The sequence below is a fragment of the Pseudomonas sp. Pseusp3 genome (assembly GCF_047304225.1).
GTDB lineage: Bacteria > Pseudomonadota > Gammaproteobacteria > Pseudomonadales > Pseudomonadaceae > Aquipseudomonas > Aquipseudomonas fluorescens_CD.
In genome coordinates, this window is the sequence record NZ_JBGLYV010000009.1 from 1 (window position 1) to 19,045 (window position 19,045).

17 protein-coding genes are annotated in these 19,045 nt (G+C 60.4%); 7 read left to right on the forward strand and 10 right to left on the reverse strand.

The window, feature by feature from the left end; translation table 11 throughout:
- Positions 1-214 precede the first annotated feature (214 nt).
- Entirely contained in the window at positions 215-2,107 is a 1,893-nt protein-coding gene (mrdA, locus tag ACCD00_RS05030) for a penicillin-binding protein 2 (protein ID WP_413422457.1), read from the forward strand.
- Between the two features lie 11 nt (positions 2,108-2,118).
- On the opposite strand, the gene ACCD00_RS05035 is transcribed toward mrdA, so the two are convergent.
- Positions 2,119-3,078, reverse strand: a complete 960-nt coding sequence (locus ACCD00_RS05035) for a LysR family transcriptional regulator (protein ID WP_413422459.1) — start codon at positions 3,076-3,078, stop codon at positions 2,119-2,121.
- 154 nt (positions 3,079-3,232) lie between these two features.
- On the opposite strand from ACCD00_RS05035, the gene ACCD00_RS05040 reads away from it, so the two are divergent.
- The 6 genes from ACCD00_RS05040 to ACCD00_RS05065 all read left to right on the forward strand — a co-directional run bounded on the left by ACCD00_RS05040 (position 3,233) and on the right by ACCD00_RS05065 (position 8,825).
- Positions 3,233-4,534: an MFS transporter gene (locus ACCD00_RS05040; protein ID WP_413422461.1), complete on the forward strand. Its 1,302-nt coding sequence runs from the start codon at positions 3,233-3,235 to the stop codon at positions 4,532-4,534.
- Complete coding sequence (locus ACCD00_RS05045; RefSeq protein WP_007988289.1) at positions 4,531-5,286, forward strand: class II aldolase/adducin family protein; 756 nt, start codon at positions 4,531-4,533, stop codon at positions 5,284-5,286. The genes ACCD00_RS05040 and ACCD00_RS05045 overlap by 4 nt, the downstream gene beginning before the upstream one ends.
- Entirely contained in the window at positions 5,283-6,224 is a 942-nt protein-coding gene (locus ACCD00_RS05050) for a 2-hydroxyacid dehydrogenase (protein WP_413422464.1), read from the forward strand. Before ACCD00_RS05045 ends, ACCD00_RS05050 begins: the two co-directional genes overlap by 4 nt.
- Before the next feature lie 206 nt (positions 6,225-6,430).
- On the forward strand, positions 6,431-7,810 hold the full coding sequence (locus ACCD00_RS05055) for an MFS transporter (protein ID WP_413422466.1): 1,380 nt from the start codon (positions 6,431-6,433) through the stop codon (positions 7,808-7,810).
- Positions 7,811-7,828: 18 nt separating this feature from the next.
- Positions 7,829-8,221, forward strand: coding sequence for a RidA family protein (locus tag ACCD00_RS05060; protein WP_413422468.1), 393 nt, complete (start codon positions 7,829-7,831; stop codon positions 8,219-8,221).
- On the forward strand, positions 8,214-8,825 hold the full coding sequence (locus tag ACCD00_RS05065; RefSeq protein ID WP_413422470.1) for an RraA family protein: 612 nt from the start codon (positions 8,214-8,216) through the stop codon (positions 8,823-8,825). Before ACCD00_RS05060 ends, ACCD00_RS05065 begins: the two co-directional genes overlap by 8 nt.
- Here the strand turns inward: ACCD00_RS05065 and ACCD00_RS05070 are convergent.
- The 9 genes from ACCD00_RS05070 to ACCD00_RS05110 all read right to left on the reverse strand — a co-directional run bounded on the left by ACCD00_RS05070 (position 8,822) and on the right by ACCD00_RS05110 (position 18,873).
- Positions 8,822-9,739 carry a LysR family transcriptional regulator gene (locus ACCD00_RS05070; RefSeq protein ID WP_057397602.1) on the reverse strand — a complete coding sequence of 306 codons (918 nt, stop codon included), beginning with the start codon at positions 9,737-9,739 and terminating at the stop codon, positions 8,822-8,824. The genes ACCD00_RS05065 and ACCD00_RS05070 overlap by 4 nt on opposite strands.
- A 145-nt stretch (positions 9,740-9,884) precedes the next feature.
- Entirely contained in the window at positions 9,885-11,015 is a 1,131-nt protein-coding gene (locus ACCD00_RS05075) for a glycosyltransferase family 4 protein (protein ID WP_413422472.1), read from the reverse strand.
- Complete coding sequence (locus ACCD00_RS05080) at positions 11,016-12,146, reverse strand: glycosyltransferase family 4 protein (RefSeq protein WP_413422474.1); 1,131 nt, start codon at positions 12,144-12,146, stop codon at positions 11,016-11,018.
- Entirely contained in the window at positions 12,130-13,497 is a 1,368-nt protein-coding gene (locus ACCD00_RS05085) for a glycosyltransferase family 4 protein (protein ID WP_413422476.1), read from the reverse strand. The genes ACCD00_RS05080 and ACCD00_RS05085 overlap by 17 nt, the downstream gene beginning before the upstream one ends.
- Positions 13,494-14,747: an ABC transporter ATP-binding protein gene (locus tag ACCD00_RS05090; RefSeq protein WP_413422478.1), complete on the reverse strand. Its 1,254-nt coding sequence runs from the start codon at positions 14,745-14,747 to the stop codon at positions 13,494-13,496. Before ACCD00_RS05090 ends, ACCD00_RS05085 begins: the two co-directional genes overlap by 4 nt.
- Positions 14,747-15,544: an ABC transporter permease gene (locus ACCD00_RS05095; RefSeq protein WP_085718594.1), complete on the reverse strand. Its 798-nt coding sequence runs from the start codon at positions 15,542-15,544 to the stop codon at positions 14,747-14,749. Before ACCD00_RS05095 ends, ACCD00_RS05090 begins: the two co-directional genes overlap by 1 nt.
- Entirely contained in the window at positions 15,545-16,987 is a 1,443-nt protein-coding gene (locus ACCD00_RS05100; protein WP_413422480.1) for a mannose-1-phosphate guanylyltransferase/mannose-6-phosphate isomerase, read from the reverse strand.
- Positions 16,988-16,990: 3 nt separating this feature from the next.
- Complete coding sequence (gene gmd, locus ACCD00_RS05105; RefSeq protein WP_015094126.1) at positions 16,991-17,962, reverse strand: GDP-mannose 4,6-dehydratase; 972 nt, start codon at positions 17,960-17,962, stop codon at positions 16,991-16,993.
- Positions 17,959-18,873 (reverse strand): GDP-mannose 4,6-dehydratase, encoded by a 915-nt coding sequence (locus ACCD00_RS05110; RefSeq protein ID WP_413422483.1) that lies wholly within the window; start codon positions 18,871-18,873, stop codon positions 17,959-17,961. Before ACCD00_RS05110 ends, gmd begins: the two co-directional genes overlap by 4 nt.
- Positions 18,874-19,045 lie beyond the last annotated feature (172 nt).

Consider the following 19,045-nt stretch of genomic DNA (forward strand, 5'->3'; position numbering starts at 1 on the left):
CGAGCTTGCTCGCGAAAAACCCGAGACCGCTGCGGGGCCTCAGGTTTCCCGCGTCATCGTTAACGTCCATCGCGAGCCAGCTCGCTCCTACAAAGTCAATTGTGAAAAAAATCACACGAACGTGACTCCACGGTTTTGCTAAGGTGCAGCTCATTTTTAATGGACTGAGTTTGCGCCCACGGATCGGCATTCTTTTCAAAGAGTTGCTGCACAAGTGCCCGAACCGATTCCCATCAAGGACCACGAAAAAGAAACACGCCTGGTCAACAAGAGACTCATGGCCTGCGCCTTGTTCGTTGCCGCCATTACCTGTGCTTTGGTGGTACGCCTGTACGTCCTGCAGGTAGTCGAGTTCGACTATCACTCGACCATCTCCGAAAACAACCGCGTACACGTCCTGCCGATTACGCCTACCCGCGGATTGATCTATGACCGCAACGGTGTACTCCTCGCGGACAACCGTCCCAGCTTCAACCTGACCATCACCCGCGAGCGCGCCACCGATGTGAACGCCGAACTGGACGAAGTGGTCAATCTCCTGCACCTGCCCGCTGAAGACCGCTCGCAGTTCGACAAGGCGATGAAGCAGGCACGTCACCCCTTCGTACCCGTGACGCTGTTCTACGAACTGAGCGAAGAACAGATTGCCGTACTCGCCGTCAACGAGTTCCGCTTGCCCGGCCTCGATGTCGAGCCGCAATTCGTTCGTCACTATCCATTGGGGGAGCACTTCGCTCATTCAGTCGGCTACGTCGGACGTATCAACGAGAAAGAGTCAAAGGCGCTGGATACGGTCGAGTACCGAGGCACCCAATCCATCGGCAAGACCGGGATCGAGAAATTCTACGAGGCGCAACTGCACGGCCATGTCGGATATGAGGAAGTCGAAACCAATGCTCAGGGCCGCGTGCTGCGAGTGCTCAAGCACACTGACCCGGTGCCAGGCGAAAACATTGTCCTGAGCCTCGACGTCAAGCTTCAGGAAGCCGCCGAGCAAGCCCTGGGCGATCGTCGTGGCTCCGTGGTCGCGCTCGATCCGTCGACCGGTGAAGTGTTGGCCATGGTCAGCAACCCGAGTTTCGATCCCAATCTGTTCGTCACCGGCATCAGCTCCAAGGAATACTCCACGCTACGCGACTCCATTGACCGACCGCTGTTCAACCGTGTGCTGCGCGGGCTCTACGCGCCGGGTTCGACCATCAAGCCGGAAGTCGCAATCGCCGGCCTCGATACGGGTGTCGTCACGCCACAGACCCGTGTGTTCGACCCCGGTTATTACCAGCTGCCGGATTTCGATCACAAGTACCGCAACTGGAACCACAGCGGCGATGGTTGGGTGGATATGGATGCGGCGATCATGCGTTCCAACGACACCTATTTCTATGACCTCGCACACAAGCTTGGTATCGATCGCCTGCACGACTACATGGCGATGTTCGGACTGGGTGAGAAAGTCTCCCTGGACATGAATGAAGAAGCCCCCGGCCTGATGCCATCCCAAGCCTGGAAGCGCGCCACGCGTCGTCAGGCCTGGTTTCCTGGCGAGACGGTGATTCTCGGTATCGGCCAAGGCTACATGCAAGTCACGCCGCTGCAATTGGCCCAGGCCACGGCGCTGATTGCCAACAAAGGCGTGTGGAACCGCCCGCACCTGGCCAAGACCGTGGACGGCGTCGCACCGGTGGATGAGCATCCGATGCCGAACATTCTGCTCAAGGACCCACGCGACTGGGAGCAGGTCAACCATGGCATGCAGATGGTGATGCACGACGCCCGTGGGATTGCCCGGGCTGCAGCGGCGGGCGCGCAGTACCGTATTGCCGGCAAGAGTGGTACCGCGCAAGTGGTGGCGATCAAGCAGGGCGAGCGCTACAACCGGGAGAAAACCCGTGAGCGTAACCGCGACAATGCCTTGTTCGTCGGTTTCGCACCGGCCGAGCACCCGAAGATCGTGATTTCGGTGATGATCGAAAACGGCGAGGCCGGTGGTCGTGTCGCCGGGCCGGTCGTACGGGAGATCATGGACGCCTGGCTACTCGATCAGGACGGACACCTGAAGCCGCAATACGCAGCGCCGAGCAAGGCGCCGGGCGATCCTCACGTCTGAATCATCGTGGCTCACAGCACAGGCTCACGGATGCTGAGCATGTGCTGGAAGCTCTCGAGGAACACCGTTTCGGCCTGGCTCATCTTCTGTTCGCGATTCCACAACAACTGGATATCGAAATCCACCACGCCGTCTTCCGGCGGCAAGCGCCAGAGCAGACCTTGCTCGACATCCCGGCGCACCAGGTGCGTGGGCAAGGCGCCGATGCCGTAGCCTGCGCAGATCAGGCGATGAATTTCTTCGAAACTGGTGGATGAGGCGACGATCTTGCCGGTGAAACCCTGCTGATCGCGGAACAGTGTCAGGGGTGAAAGATTGCCGCCCAATTGATCGCTGGTGAAGCTGACGAAGTTTTCCGCCGCCAGTTGTTCCAGGGCCAGGTTCTCTTGACCGAACAATCGGTGACGCGGGCCACAAAAGTAAGCGTAGGTCTCGCGAAACAGCACCCGCTGTTCCAGTCTCGGCTGTGGCAAACGACACAGGCCGACGCCGATGGTCGCAGTCTTTTGCAGCAGCGAACTGATGATGTTCGAACTGCCCATCACCTCGACTTCCAACTCGATTTTCGGGTGAGTTTCATGGAAGTCAGCGAGGAAATCATCGTAATGCCGCGCCTGCACACCGCTGACGGTGAGGATGCGGATCTTGCCCACCACGTCGTCGTGACGGCTCTCCACCACCGTTCCCAAGCGTGAAATATCACCGTAGATATCCGCCGCTATGCGCAGGACTTCTTCCCCGGTTTCCGTCAGGTCAAAGCGTCGTCCGCTGCGGGCAATCAACACGCATTCCAGTTGTTCCTCCAGCCGTTTCAATGCCTGGCTGACCGCCGACTGGGTGATGTGCAAGCGCGCGGCCGCGCGGCTCATGCTGCCTTCCTGGCCAATGACCAGATAGGTGCGCAGCAGGTTCCAGTCGAGGCGGTCATTGAGAAAGCGTCGGCCGACCCACGGGTTGGAAGTGGAGGGCATAAAACCTCACGTAGTAGCAGTGCTAATAGTAAAGATAAGAATATGAAAATTGACTAATCCTGGCACGAAAGCGATAAAGCCCACAAGCGCCACAGAGCGCAACCGTCACCAGCCTTAACACCTGCCCAAAACTATAAGTACACAGGGTCCTTGCATGCACACTACTCCCCAACCGCGCCGAGCCGCGGCCGCGGCCTTCATTGGCACGACCATCGAGTTCTACGACTTTTACATCTACGCCACCGCGGCGGCGCTGGTCCTCGGGCAGGTGTTCTTCCCCAGCAGCGACCCGGTCATGAGTACCCTTGCGGCATTTGGCAGTTTCGCTGTCGGCTTTATTGCGCGGCCCATGGCCGGGATGGTGTTCGGTCATCTGGGCGATCGTCTGGGGCGCAAGAAAATGCTGTTGGTGACCATGGCCTTGATGGGCATCGCCACCGCCGGCATTGGCCTGTTGCCGAGCTATGCCAGCGTCGGCATCTGGGCGCCAATCGGTCTGATCGTGCTGCGTTTGATCCAGGGCATTTCGGTCGGTGGCGAGTGGGGTGGGGCGGTGTTGATGGCGAGCGAACACGCGCCGGCCAGGCGCAAGACGTTCTACGCGTCGTTCGCCCAACTCGGCAGCCCGGCCGGTTTGTTGCTGGCACTGATCGCTTTCCGCCTGGTGACGTCCCTTGAGCCAGAGGAGTTCCTCGCCTGGGGATGGCGCCTGCCATTTCTTGCCAGCGGCGTGTTGATGATGGTCGGCCTGTTGATCCGTTCCGGAGTTCACGAGTCGCCGGAGTTCGCCAAGGTCCAGGACAACAACGAGACCGCCAGATACCCGGTGATGGATGTGATCCGCACCTGCTGGCGGCAGATCCTGTTCGCTGCTGCGGCAGTGACCATTGGCTCGGCCGGGTTCTTCTTCACCAACACCTTCATGATCACCTACGTCACCCAATACCAGGGCATTGCCCGTTCGACGATTCTCGATTGCCTGTTTCTGGTGACCATCATCCAGTTGCTCTCGCAACCGGTCTCGGCGTTGCTGGCCGAACGTATCGGCGAAGGGCGTTTTCTCAAATGGGTCGCGCTGCTGTGCATGGTCACGCCGTACCCGATGTTCCTGCTGGTGGGTACGCAGAACATTCTGTTGATGACGCTCGGTATCGCGTTGGCCGTGGTGATTCTTTCGGCCCTGTACGCGGTGATCGCCGGCTACATGACCCAGGCCTTCCCGGTGCACCTGCGCTACTCGGGCATTTCCATCGCATACCAATTGGCTTGCGCCGTGGCCGGCGGCACCACGCCGCTGATCGGCACCCTGCTGGCCAGCAAGTTTTCCGGACAATGGTTGCCGCTGGCGGTGTTCTTCACCTTGCTTTCGGCGCTGTCCTTGATCGGTGTTTGCGGCCTGGCCCGCCTGCGCGCCAACCCGGTCGTCACCCACGCTGCTAAAGAGGTGTATTCGTGAGTAAACCTGCACACATCGACCCGGTTGAATGGCAAGCCCGTTGCGAACTGGCTGCGCTGTATCGACTGGTCGCGCACTTTCGCATGACCGACCTGATCGACACCCACATCACCCTGCGGATTCCGGGGCCCGAGCACCACTTCCTGATCAACCGCTACGGGGTGATCTTCGACCGCATGCGGGCCTCGGACCTGGTGCGTATCGATCAGGAAGGGCGGGTGGTCGATCCAGAGTACGCGGGCCATAGGGTCAACGCCGCCGGCTTCGTGATTCACTCGGCGATCCACATGGCGCGGCCCGATCTGAACTGTGTGATCCACACCCACACGGCGGCGGGCATGGCCGTCGCGGCACAGAAGCAAGGCTTGCTGCCGATCAGTCAGCACGCGCTGAAGTTCTACGGCAAGCTGGCCTATCACACCTATGAGGGCATCGCGCTGTCGCTGGATGAGCGCGAGCGGTTGATTGCCGACCTCGGCCCGCACCGGGCGATGATTCTGCGCAACCACGGATTGCTGGTGGGTGGCTCGGGCGTGGCCCAGGCGTTCCAGGAGATCCATTTTCTGGAGCGCGCCTGTCAGGCCCAGGTGCAGGCGCTGGCCGGTGGTTCGGCACTGCATTACCCATCGCCGGAAGTCTGCGCGCACACCGCCGAGCAGTTTGACCGTGATGAGCAGGACAACATCATCGACCTGGCCTGGGAGGCCGCCCTGACCTTGATCGAGTCCCAGCGCGAGTCCTATTTGTCATGAACGCGGTCATCAACACCGTGGTTCTGCTATCCCGCGACACCTTGCTGCTCAAGCAGTTGCAGGCTGCGTTTGCCCGCAGTGCGCCGCAGCTCACCGCCGTGCTGGCCGATGATTCGCGGGCAGCCAATGCACAGATGGCGGCGTGCTGGTTTCCCTTGCCGGGCAGTCTTGGCGCCTTGTCGAACCTGCAGGTGATTCACTCGGTGGCCGCCGGTATCGATCACCTCGATCACGATCCGTCATGCCCGGAGCTGCCGATCTGCCGTGTGGTCGATCCGGGTCACCGCCAGGGCATGACCGAGTACGTGCGCTGGGCGGTGATTCACTATCACCGTGGATTCGATCAGGTGTTGTCGCAACAACGGGAGCAACGCTGGGAGCGGCCGCTGCAACGGGCGGCGGGCCAGTTCAAGGTCGGTGTGATGGGGCTCGGCTCGCTGGGCAGCGCGATTGCTCTGGACCTGGCCGCAGCAGGTTATGACGTGCGCGGCTGGGCGCGGCGCAGCAAGGACTTGCCGGGTGTGCATACGTTCGCCGGGGCTGATGCGTTGCATCCGTTTCTCGACGGCGTCGAGTTGCTGATCAACCTGTTGCCGCTCACCAGCGAAACCCGCGGGATTCTCGGACGAGCCACTTTCGAGCGGCTCGCCAGCGGCGCGGCACTGGTCAACTGTGGCCGGGGCGGTCATTTGAACATCGATGACCTCGAACAGGCATTGGCGAAAGGGCACTTGCGCGGCGCCTTGCTGGATGTCTTCGAACAGGAGCCGCTGCCGGTCGATAACCGGCTGTGGACCATGCCCGGTGTCAGCATCACCCCGCATATGGCTTCGGCGGCTTCCCATGACTGTATTGCCGAACAAGTGGCGGAGAACTTCCGTCGCCTGAATGCTGGGGAGCCGTTACTCAACTGTGCCGACCGAGTATTGGGATATTGAACTAACACACCCCTTGTAGGAGCGAGCCCGCTCGCGATGGTCGTTAACGATTTCGCGTGTTTGCCGGTTAAACGCGGTGTTCTTGAGTTCATCGCGAGCAGGCTCGCTCCTACAGGAACCAGCTTCCCGTAAGCCATAACAACAACCTTCGCCTCAACCGTTTTACTGCCAGTTCAAAACAATTAAATAAATTCCTGGAGACAGTGATGAGCGATCTATCGTCCGCAGAAAAGTCCGGCGCACCACCGGAAGTTGCAATCAGCATGAAAAAAGTCGCGGTGGCCAGTGTGATTGGCACCACCGTGGAGTGGTACGACTTGTTCGTGTTTGCTACGGCATCGGCGCTGGTGTTCAACAAAGTGTTCTTTCCGGATTTCGTGCCGCTGATCGGAACGCTGCTGGCTTTCGGCACGTTCGCTTCGGCGTATCTGGCGCGGATTGTCGGTGCGGCATTGTTCGGGCATTTCGGTGATCGCCTGGGGCGCAAGTCGATGCTGTTGATTTCGCTGTTGACCATGGGCGCAGCGACCTTCGCCATCGGCTTGTTGCCTGACTTTGCAACCATCGGTATCTGGGCGCCGATCCTGTTGTTGCTGCTCAGGGTCGTGCAAGGCCTGGCATTGGGTGGCGAATGGGGCGGGGCGGTGTTGATGGCGGTGGAGCATGCGCCGGCCAACAAGCGTGGCTTGTACGGTTCCTGGGTGCAGATCGGCGTGCCGGCCGGGACCATGATTGCCAACCTGGCATTCCTGTTGATCGCGGCGTGGCTGTCCCCTGAGGACCTGTTGGCCTGGGGCTGGCGTATTCCGTTCCTGGCCAGCGTGTTGCTGATCGCCGTCGGTTTGTACATCCGCCTGAACATCTCGGAAACCCCGGCCTTCAACAAGGTCAAGGAGGCCGAGGTGCAAGTGAAAATGCCGCTGGCGGAAGTGTTCCGCAAGTACTGGAAGCAAGTGGTGCTGGGTGGGATTGCCACCATGTCTACGGGCGCTTCGTTCAACATCATCGTGGCGTTTGGTTTGACTTATGGCACACAGAATCTCGGCTTCAGCCGCAGCGTGATGCTTGGTGTGGTGCTGCTCTCCTGTGCCTGGTGCATCGTCATGCTGCCGGTATTCGGCGCGCTCTCGGACCGTGTCGGACGCAAGCCAATCATTGTCGGCGGCATCATCGCCGAAGCGCTGGTGGCGTTCCCGATGTTCTGGCTGATGGACACCAAAGAGCTGTCGATGGTGGTCTTCGGTTATCTGTTGTTGATGACGGCGTTCGCCGCCAACTACGGGCCGATCGCGACCTTCCTCGCCGAACTGTTCGGCACCCGGGTGCGTTATTCCGGGTTGTCCATCAGCTACATGTTGTCTGGCCTGCTCGGTAGCGCGGCAACACCGATTGTCACCACGGCCTTGCTGGCCGCGACAGGCAAAGGCTCTTCAGTGGCCTGGTACATGATCGGCGCAGCGTTGATCTCGCTGGTGGCGCTGTTGCTCCTGACCGAGACCTTCAAGAAAGACATCAGCGAAATCCCGAGCATCGTCCCGACAGACGCCCCGACCCCCGGCAAACCCTTCAAATCGGCTACGGCCTGAATCCTGGAGTTCTACAACATGCGCAGAATTCAATCGGCCCCGGGCTACATCGGCCCGGTCGGCCCTTACTCCCAGGCCGTGGTCAGCGGTCACCTGGTGTTTACCGCCGGGCAAATTCCGGCCCGGAACAATCTCGACGAACAACCTGCTGATTTCCGGGAGCAGGTGCGGCAAACCTTGCACAACCTCGAAGCGATCCTGATTGAAGCCGGGTCCGGTTTCAGCCACGTGATCAAAGTCAATGCCTACCTGACCGATCCCGCACAACTGGAGCCGTTCAACGCCGTGTACCGCGAGTTCCTCGGCCATGCGCCACCGGCACGCACCACGGTGTGCGTGGCCCTGTGGGGCGTGTCGCTGGAAATCGATTGTGTCGCCGAACTGATTGCCGGGGAGGCGCAACATGGATGAGTCGCTACTGATCGAACAACTCAAGGCCGTGAGCTTTCCGACCCTCGGGCATTTTCTCGAAGAGGGTTTTGCCGACCCGCAACTACGGGCCATGGTGCCCAATGTGAAAGTCGTTGGCCGTGCGCTGACCCTGAAGCTGGTGGGCGCCGATGCCATCGCCGTCAACCAGGCCCTGGCGCAAATCAGGCCGGGTGACGTGCTGGTGATCGACACCAGTGGCGATCATCGGCACGCTCCGGTCGGTGCGGTGACCAGTTGCGCGGCACACTGTGCCGGGGCGGTGGCAATAGTGGTAGATGGTGCGGTGACCGATCTGCTGGAGTTGCGCGAGGCCGGGTTACCGGTGTTCGCCCGCGGCACCAGCCTGTTGACCACCAAGCTGCACGGGCGCGGCGACAGCGCCATCAACCAGCCCATCCACTGCGCCGGCGTGACGGTGCAACCGGGGGATTGGGTGCTGGCGGACGACAACGGCGTGTTGTTTCTCGACACGGCAGCGGCGCAGGCGGTCATCGAGCAGGCGCTGGCCTCGGATCGTACCGAGCCACGCTTGCTCGAACGCTTGCGGTCCGGTGAGCCGGTGGCGCAAGTCCTGCGCGTTTAGTCCGTCAGCCGTTGCTGCAGGCTTTCGAGAAAGATCGTCTCGGCCCGGCTCATGCGCTGTTCGCGGTTCCACAGCAAATGAATGTCCACATCGGCAATGCCCTCGTGGGGCGGCAGGCGCCAGAGCAATCCGGCGTCGACGTCGGCCGCCACCACGTGCTCGGGCAAACAGCCGATGCCGAAGCCGGCGATGACCAGTCGCCGGACTTCTTCCAGGCTCGGTGACGATGCAACGATGCGGCCGCTGAAACCCTGCTGATCGCGAAAAATCGTCAGTGGCGAGAGCATGCCGCCGATCTGGTCACTGGTGAAGCTGACGAAATTCTCCCGCTGCAAATCCCCTTCGGCGACGTCCTGTTGGCCGAACATGGCGTGATGCTTGCCGCAGAAAAACGCATAGCGTTGCCGCAGGAACAAGCGCTGCTCCAGGCGTGGCTGCGGGCGCCGATTGAGGCTCAGGCCGAGGGTCGCGGTTTTTTCCTGGAGTGCGCTGACGATGTCGGAACTGCGCATCACATCGACTTCCAGATCCACTCGCGGGTATTGGCGATGGAAGTCGGCGAGGAAGTCATCAAAGCGCTCGGAGAAGATCCGGCTGATGATCAGCAACCGCACTTTGCCGATCACCTCGTCGGCCGGTTGTTCCAGCACGCTGCTGACCTGGGACATTTGCCCGTAGATTTCCCCGGCCAGGGCGAAGATCTGCTCACCGACTTCGGTCAGGGCAAAGCGTGGCCCGCGACGGGCAATCAGTTGGCGGCCCAGTTGTTCTTCCAGGCGCTTGAGGGCCTGGCTCACTGCCGGTTGAGTCAGGTGCAGGCGGGCGGCGGCGCGGCTGATGCTCAGCTCCTGGCCAATCACCCGAAAGGTGCGCAGCAGGTTCCAGTCCAGGCGGTCATTGAGCAGGCGTTGCATAGGCGTTCAGCAGCAAGTCAGGGGCCAATGGGGAGAGTCGGCGGCTTGCACACACAGTGCGCAAGCCATGGACATCTACAGTCGCGGGATCGTAACACTGTTGGAACTCAGTGGCAGAGGCAAGTCGGTTCCTGCAAAAAAAGCGTCATGCGTAGGCGAGGGCTTTCTCTTCCAGCAGTTCCTCATACAACGCCGTCCATTTGCGACCCATTTCGTCCGCCGTGAACAGGTTCTGATAACGGGCCTGCGCCTTCTCGCCCATTTGCGCCGCCAACACCGGGTTTTCCCAAAGCGTGCGCATCGCCTCGCGAAACGCTGATGGATTGCTCGGCGGCACCACCAGCCCGGTCTCGTCATGGATGTTTATGTAGCTGGTGCCCGTGCCAATCTCACTGGAGATCATCGGTTTGCCATACATCGCACCTTCAAGCAGCGAAATGCCGAAGGCTTCGGAGCGCAGGTGCGAGGGGAACACGATGGCGTAGCTCAGTTGCAGCAGCGCCACCTTGTCCTCGTCCCCCAGGCGTCCGAGGAAGTGCACATTGCGCAGACCCAAGGCAGCCGCCTGGGCATGCAGCTCTGCTTCCAGCGGGCCGGCACCGACAATCACGGTCGGGTAATCCAGGTCCTTCAGGGCATCGAGCAGGATGTGCAAACCTTTGTAGTAGCGCATCACACCCACAAACAGAAAGAACTTGTCGCCAAGCTTTTGCCGCCAGTGAGCCATTCGATCGCTGTCCGGCAGTGGGTAGCCTGCCTTGTTCAATCCATAGGGGATCACTTGGGTCTTGTGCTGAAACTGTTGCAACACATCACTGGTGTGCAGGTAATTGGGCGATGCAGCGACGATCCGGTCGGCGCTGTGCAGAAAGCGGTTCATCAGCGGCCGGTAAAGTCTGAGCAGGTGTTTCTGGCGGATAATGTCCGAGTGGTACGTCACCACGCTGGGTTTTTTCAGGTCGCTGGCGAAATGCACCAGGTCCATGAACGGCCATGGAAAGTGGTAGTTGACCACGTCGGCCTCGGCCGCCAGCTCGCGGAACTGTTTGAAGACGCTCCAGGAAAACCCTGTGGAAGCGAACTGAATGTCGAGTCTGGCCCGATGGACTTCATGGTGAGCGATCTGCATCGCCGCGGGGGTCGGATCGGCACTGAGTGTCAGCACCTTGCCTTCAACGCCGTGCAGGGCACCGCTTTCGCACAACTGGAAAATCACCTGTTCGATCCCGCCGACCGAGTCAGGCAGGTACGTCTTGAAAAAATGAAGAACTCGCATTCAATCTCCCATGGCCTGGCGGTAAGCGCTGGCCGTGACTTGCGCGCAGCGTTCCCAGGTAAAAAGCCTTGCCTGTAGCAATCCGGCTTCCCGGCATGCCTGCCAATGCGCTGGATCCTCAATCAGACGGCTCATTGCATTACGCAAGCCGTCGGGGTCATCAGGTTCAATGTAATTGCCCGCAGAGCCTGCCACTTCGGGCATGGCCGAGCGTCGAGTCAGAATGACCGGCGTGCCGCAGGCCATGGCCTCCAGCACCGGCAGGCCAAAGCCTTCGTATAGCGACGGAAAAATCAATGCCCGGGCGCCGGCCAACAGCTGCGCAACGTGCTCGTCAGGCAGATAGCCCAGCAAACAGACATGACCGCTGGCCAGGGCCTGGTGTAATTCTTCGCTGAACTGCTCGCGCTGCCAGCCCGCCATGCCGACGATCAGCAATGGAAAACGCTGACGGACTGATTCCGGCAATCGGGCGTGGGCGAGCAGGGCGAGGGACAGATTCTTGCGCGGTTCCAGGGTTCCGACACAGAGGAAGTATTCCCGTGCTTCGACGCCATGGGTCTTGAGTACGGCGTCGATAGCCTCGGGGGGCCGCGGGTGAAAACGCGCGGCTGCACCCAGCGGTGCAACAACAAACCGCTCCGCCGGTAGCCTGAAATATGCCCGGGCTTCGTCGGCAATGTATTGCGAGTCGGTAAGAATCAGGCTGGCCTGTTGCACGCCGTCGGCTACGCGCCGTTCGATTTCTCGCAAGCGCGCCGGTGGCTGCGTTTCAGGGTAGTGCAGGTGAGTCAGGTCATGCAGGGTGATGACTGTCGGGCCGTCGAACGACAGCGGCCACAAACTCGGTTCGTGGTAGAGGTCGATGGCTTGCGCGCTGCCTTGATCGAAGCGTTTCTGTTCCAGCCACCGTCGGGCCTGATAGGCCCCCGGAATCTGCCGCAGCAATGGCGTCAGTCGGGAATAACCGGGCATGGCCGCTTCAGGCAGCACAGTGCTCCAGCCCCAGCCATGAAACAGCGCCAGTTCAATATCCGGTTGACCCACCAGGGCGTTTGCCAGTTCGGCGACGTAGTGGCCGATGCCGGTGCGCGGCGCCTGGAGAATTCGGGCGTTAAGAGCAATGCGCATGTTGCCTCTCTTGTACGAGCGGCACGTCCGGGAGATTGCGCAGGGTGCGTTCGGCCAATTGCGCACTGGCTTCACGCCAGCCGATCCAGCGCCAGTGCGCGATGTCGCGAGTGGCCGGGAACTGACCGCTGCGCTCGAACCCCATGACCAGATCAGCCAGGCTTTGTGGCTCGGCCAGATCGAAGTACGCCATGAACTCGCCGCCGATTTCACGAAAGACTGCAATGTCGCTGCCCATGGCCGGCAGCCCACGCTGCATGGCTTCTACCAGCGGCAGGCCGAAGCCCTCCACAAAAGACGGAAACACCAGTGAGCTGGCGTGGATGTAGGCATGTTCGAGGCTGGTGTCGCTCAGGTCATTGAACATGAACAGGCGTTGGTTCAGCTGCGGGTGATTGCGTATGCGGGCCAGCAGTGCATCGCATTTCCAGCCGACTCGCCCGGCAATGCACAGCCGGGTTTTGGAGCCCGCCGCCCAGGCCCGTTCGAAGGCGTCCAGCAGGTAGGCGTGGTTTTTGCGCGGCTCGATGGTACTGACCATCAGGAACACCGGTTCCGGCGTCGCGAACAGTTGGGCAAGACGCGGTTCTACGTCAGCGCTGACTTCGCTCAGGTCGAGTTCGGAGCCCAGGTGGAAATAATCAAACCACAACTCGCTGGCCTTGGCAGGGCCCAGGCGGCGCTGAACCTCCTCGCGCACCTGGTCACGCACTGTTGCGGAAATGGCCACGTAGCCATCGGCGGTTTGGGTGATCCAGTCGAACCACTCGTTGAATACCTGCACCAGCCGTGTGTCGTAGAACTGTGGGTGAGTCAGGGGAATCAAATCGTAGATCACTGAAACGATGCCCACGCCTTCACGTTTGAGCTGTTCGGCAAACGGAAAAAAGTCGGTGTGCCAGGATGAATCCAGCAACACCAGTTGATCTCCCGGCTGATGCTGCAACGGTGCGCAACGTTTGGGCAGTTGATACTGGTTGATGCCCTCGATCGCACGCAGTGGAAGGCTGAAACAGGTGATCGCGGTCACCCGGTAGGCCACGTGCAGCAAACGCTTGATCGCCCGCGAGTTGCTTCGGTTATGCAAGCGCTGATGCAGTTGCCAGAAGCGGTGAGCCAAGCGCCCAAGTCGTCCACCAAAGGTCATCAAGGCATCGAAAAACGGGATGTTCAGCGCGCCGAGTTTCAGTACCCGATAGAGTTTGCCCTGCAGCAACACCACAGGGATGCATTCAACACCGTCGACCGAATCCGGTAGCTGGTTGACGACGTTGCGCACCACCCGCTGAATGCCCGAATTGACCTTGGGGTGTTGGAATACGTGGGTGCACTCCACCAAAAGACGCGTCATGGCGTGCCCTCCGAGGTGACCGGCGCGCTCAAGCGCGTGACGGTGGTCTTCGCGGCCAGCCACGAGCAGCCGACAAAATCTTCCTGCCGGTTGTTGATCACATGGAACACCAACCCGTAGTCGCGCCACTCGAAGTTGCGGTCCAGGTGCGAATCCAGGCGTGACAGGCTCAACGCCACGGAATAGTTACCCTTGCCCAAGCCCATGACGAAAGCGAAGCGGTAGGTCACACGCTCGCCAGCCTGCAGATCGGTCAGCGCCTGATCCTGGCGATGGGTGTTGATGCCGTACATGGCCTGGCCAAGGCGATCCTTGATCATGAAGCCCAGCACCAGCCGCTCGATGTCCTGGCGAACTTCGACATTCACCTCCAGCACCACCGGCTGGCCGACTTCGGCGGCATCGATGGCGCGTTCATGTTTGTCGAGCAGGCGAACGTTCAGAATCCTGGCTTCACCCGTTCCCGAAATGGTACTGAGCTGGCCGCCAGCGAGGGCTTCCTGGCGCACGGTCTGTCCTTCACGCTCGGCGAGCAGGGCGTTGTAGTAGTCCATGACGGATTCGGGGGTGTCGTGCATGGCCATGTAGCCGTTTTCCAGGAGGATCGCCGAGTCGCAGATCGACTGAATCGCCGAGCGGTCATGGGAGACGATCAACAGCGTGGTACCAGCTTTGCGAAAGCCGCGGATGCGGTCGAAACTTTTGTGCTGGAAGTAGGCGTCGCCCACCGACAGCGCTTCGTCGACGATCAGAATGTCCGGGCGCCGCGCGGTGGCCACGCTGAACGCCAGGCGCATTTGCATACCGCTGGAATAGGTGCGCACCGGGTGGTCGATGGCGTCGCCAATTTCCGCGAAACGTTCGATTTCCGGCATCAGCGCTTCTATCTCTTCGACCTGCATGCCCAGCAGTTGCCCGGCCATGACCGCATTCTGCCGGCCGGTAAAGTCCGCATGAAAACCCATGCCCAATTCCAGCAGGGCAGCGACGCGGCCTTCGAGCTCGATGGTGCCGCAGGTGGGTTGGGTGGTGCCGGTGATCATCTTCAACAAGGTGCTTTTGCCGGCACCGTTGACCCCGACGATACCCACCGATTCTCCGGGGGCAATCTGGAAGGACACGTCCTGTAGCACCCAGTGCTGGCGATGGCGGATCGGTGAGAACGGGACCAGCCATTCAACCAGTCGACTCCAGCGGGTAGGGTATTGTTTATAGGCCTTGCCAAGGCCGGTGACGCGTATGTGCCCCATCAGAGTTCATCCACCATTTCACCGACCCTCTGCCGAAACAGCCGCAGTCCGATGACCAGGAGCAATACGCTGGCGACCATGATCGGCAGCAGCGAACTCCAGACGGGCCATTGGCCGTACAGGAAGATGTTCTGATAGCTGGTGATCAGGTTGGTCAGGGGGTTGAGTTGCAGCAGGCGCTGCACCCAGTCGGGCAGGATGCTCATCGGGTAAACGATTGGCGTCAGCCAGAACCAGAATTGCAGGCAGATGGCGAAAAATTGCCCGACATCGCGAAAAAACACATTCAATACGCCAAGAATAATCCCCAGCCCGGCACAGAACATCACCTGTAACGCCAGCAGCGGAATGAGTGCCAACAGCGCCAGGCCCGGCAGGCGACCGGTGATCAACAGAAAGCCGAGGAACAGGCCGATGATGATCGCGAAGTTGATACCGGCATTCAACAGCACGATCACCGGCAGGCAGATCCGTGGAAAGCTGATTTTTTTCAGCAGGTTGGCGTTATCCAGAAACATGTTCTGGCTGCGCACCGTGATTTCTGCAAACAAGCCCCAGGTCAGCAACCCGGCGCAGAGGTAGATGCTGTAGGCCATGCCGTCATCTACCCCAGGCAAGCGCGCGCGCATGATCTGGGAAAAAATCACGGTGTAGACAATGATCATCGACAGTGGATTGAGCACGGTCCACAGGGCACCGAACAACGAATTGCGATAACGCGCCTGAAACTCTCGCTGGACGCTACCGAGGATGAACCCTCGATAGCTGCCCAGCGTGCGGTAAAGGGAAAGCAGCATTCAAACCGTCCTGCCGTATTGATCTTCGAAGCGGACGATGTCGTCCTCTCCCAGATATTCGCCGCTTTGCACTTCGATGATCACCAGGTCGATCACGCCGGGATTCTCCAGGCGATGCTTGTGACCGGCAGCAATGAAGGTCGATTCGTTCTTGGCCACCAGATGAGTGCCGGTGCCATTGTTGGTGACCTTGGCCATGCCTTCGACCACCACCCAGTGTTCATTGCGATGGTGGTGCATCTGCAACGACAACTTGGCGCCGGGCTTGACCACGATGCGCTTGATCTTGAAACGCGGGCCTTCCTCAAGCACTGTGTAGGTGCCCCATGGCCGGCTGACCGTCCGGTGCAGGCGATAGGCTTCGTGCTCTTTATCCTTGAGTTGCCGGGCCACCCGGCGCACATCCTGGGCGCGGTCGGCGTGGGCCACCAGCACCGCGTCGGCGGTGTCGACGATGATCAGGTTATCCACACCCACGGTCGCGACCAGACGGTTATCGCTCTGGACGAAATTGTTGTGGCTGTCGATGAAAATCGACTCGCCGACGGCGCGATTGTTCTGTGCATCCGCCGGCACCAGCGCGGCCACCGCACCCCAGGAGCCGATATCGCTCCAGTCGAAACGGGCGGGCACGACAACCACCTTGTCGGAGCGCTCCATCAATGCGTAGTCGATGGAAATGTCCATGATTTCGCCAAACAGGGCCGGTGACAGTTCCTGTTGCACGCTCCCGGCGTTTTCCACGGGGGCGCTGGCGGCCATGCAGGTTTGTGTCTGCTCCAGCAAAGCCGGCGCATGGGTTTGCAGTTCGGCCAGCAGGGTGGCGACCGAGAAGCAGAACATCCCGGAGTTCCACAGGAAGTTGCCGCTTTCCAGGTAATGAGTCGCGGTTTGCAGGTCGGGTTTTTCGACGAAACGCCGCACCCTGGCAGCGCCTTTATCGTCCAGTGATGTGCCGGCTTCAATGTAGCCAAAGCCGGTTTCCGGAGCGGTCGGCACCACACCGAAGGTCACCAGGTGACCGCCCTTGGCCAATGTCACGGCATGCTCGACGGCGTCCTTCAGCGCATCGACATTGACGATCAGATGGTCGGCGGGCATGACCAGCATGATCGCGTCGTCGCCATGCAGGGCCTGGAGCGAGAGGGCGGCGGCGGCAATGGCCGGCGCCGTATTGCGCCCCGTCGGCTCCAGCAGGAAGTGACCGCGATGGCGGCCAAGGTGCGCGTCCCGAAAGTGATCCTTGCTCTGGAAGTAATACTCGCGGTTGGTCACCGTGACGATATCGCCCCAGCCGTCGAGCAGGTCCGCGGCACGCCGATAAGTCTTGGCCAGCAGCGACTGGCCGTCAGGCAATGCCATGAACGGTTTGGGATGGCCTTCACGCGACACCGGCCACAACCTTGTCCCGGCACCGCCGGAGAGAATCACGGGAATCAGCATGGCCTACTCCTTGGCAACGCGTTTCATGTCCGCATCCATCATCATGCGGATCAAGGCATCCAGATCGGTTTTTGGCTTCCAGCCCAGCACACGCTGGGCCTTGGCCGGGTTGCCGAGCAACACTTCCACTTCGGCCGGGCGGAAGAACGCCGGGTCGATCTTCACGTAGTCGCGGTAGTTCAGGCCCACATGATCGAAGGCGATCCGGCACATCTCGCGCACGGTGGTGGTCACGCCGGTGGCCACCACGAAGTCGTCGGGTTTGTCCTGTTGCAGCATCAGCCACATGGCCTCGACGTAGTCCCCGGCAAAGCCCCAGTCACGCTTGGCGTCGATGTTGCCCAGGCGCAGTTCCTGCTGTTTGCCCTGCTTGATCCGGGCGGCGGCGTCGGTGACTTTGCGCGTCACGAACTCGATGCCGCGCAGCGGCGATTCATGGTTGAACAGAATCCCGCTGCTGGCGTGCAGGTTGAAGCTTTCGCGGTAGTTCACGGTGATCCAGTGGCCATACAACTTGGCCACGCCATAAGGGCTGCGCGGATAGAACGGTGTGTTCTCGTCCTGCTGTTCGGCCTGGATCAGGCCGAACATTTCGCTGGTGGACGCCTGGTAGAAACGCGTGTGCGGACTGAACTGGCGGATCGCTTCGAGCAAGTGGGTAACGCCCAGGCCGTCGACGATGCCGGTGGTCACCGGTTGATCCCAGGAGGCCGCGACAAAGCTTTGCGCGGCGAGGTTGTAGACCTCGTCCGGTGCCGACTTGATCACCGCGCGCTGCACTGAACAGGCATCGGCCATGTCGCCGTCCAGGTAGACGATGTCCGCTTCGACCCCCATCTCACGCAGACGCCAGCGCGAATCGCTACTGCGACGCGCGACCAGGCCGTGGACTTTGTAACCTTTGTCGAGCAGCAGTTTGGCCAGATACGCGCCATCCTGGCCGGTGATACCTGTGATCAATGCACTTTTAGTCATTCTTGTCGTACTCGCTTCTCCCAGTCGGACAGGATCGCCCGCAGGGATTGTTGTGTTGTGATTTCAGACTTCCATCCGGTGATCCGGGTCAGCCTTTCAGGGCTGCCACACACCCGACGCTGATCCGCGCGGCGAAGTCGCGCAGGGTCCTGGACGAGTTGCAGGTCGACCTGGGCAAGATCTGCCAGTTGTGCGATCAAACTGCGAATGCTCTGCTCGCGCCCCGAGCAAATGTTGTAGACCTGCCCCGGCGTACCTTTTTCCAGCAAGGCCAGGTAGGCCGAGACCACGTCCCCGACATCGAGGAAATCGCGTGTGACGTCGATGTCCCCGACTTCCAGTTGTGGCGCTTGCAGGCCTTGCCTGATCCGGCAGATCTGACGGGCGGCGCTGGCGATGACGAAGCTGTCTTTCTGCCCGCTGCCGATGTGGTTGAACGGGCGGGCGACCAGTACGGGCCAGCCTTCGCTCAGGCCCCATTGCAAGCTCAGGAACTCTGCCGACAGTTTGCTGACGGCATAGGGATTGCGCGGGCAGGGTGGCTGCAATTCAGTGATGGGCAGATCGGCTTCAGTGACCTGGCCATAGACATCACCGGAGCTGACATACAGAAACGTGCCGCTGAATCCGCGTGCCTTGAGGGCTTGCAGCAGGTTCAGGGTGCCCAGCAGATTGACATTCAGGGTGCCCGCCGGATCACGAAAGGCTTGCGGGACGAAAGTCTGGCCGGCCAGGTGAATCACCGCATCGGGCATTTCCGGCCACAAGCCTTCGAGACTGTCCGGCACAGCGAGATCGTAGCGGCAAGGAACAGGCAAAAGCTCCCATTCCGAGGCATCAGCCTGTAAACGCGACTGGATGTGTTGTCCGACGAATCCGCTCAGACCCGTGACAAACAGACGTTTTTTCAAACAGCGACCCCTTGGTCATGCATTTCATCCACTTTCCACAGGCTTTATGGAACGGTTTCACGAGTCGAAATGATCGCTCGAAAATCAGGTGAAATGTTTGTTGTAGTTGTTTGGTAGCCAATCTGTGCCATTTGCTCGGCAATTTCAACAGGTCCAATCGTGACCGGTCAGT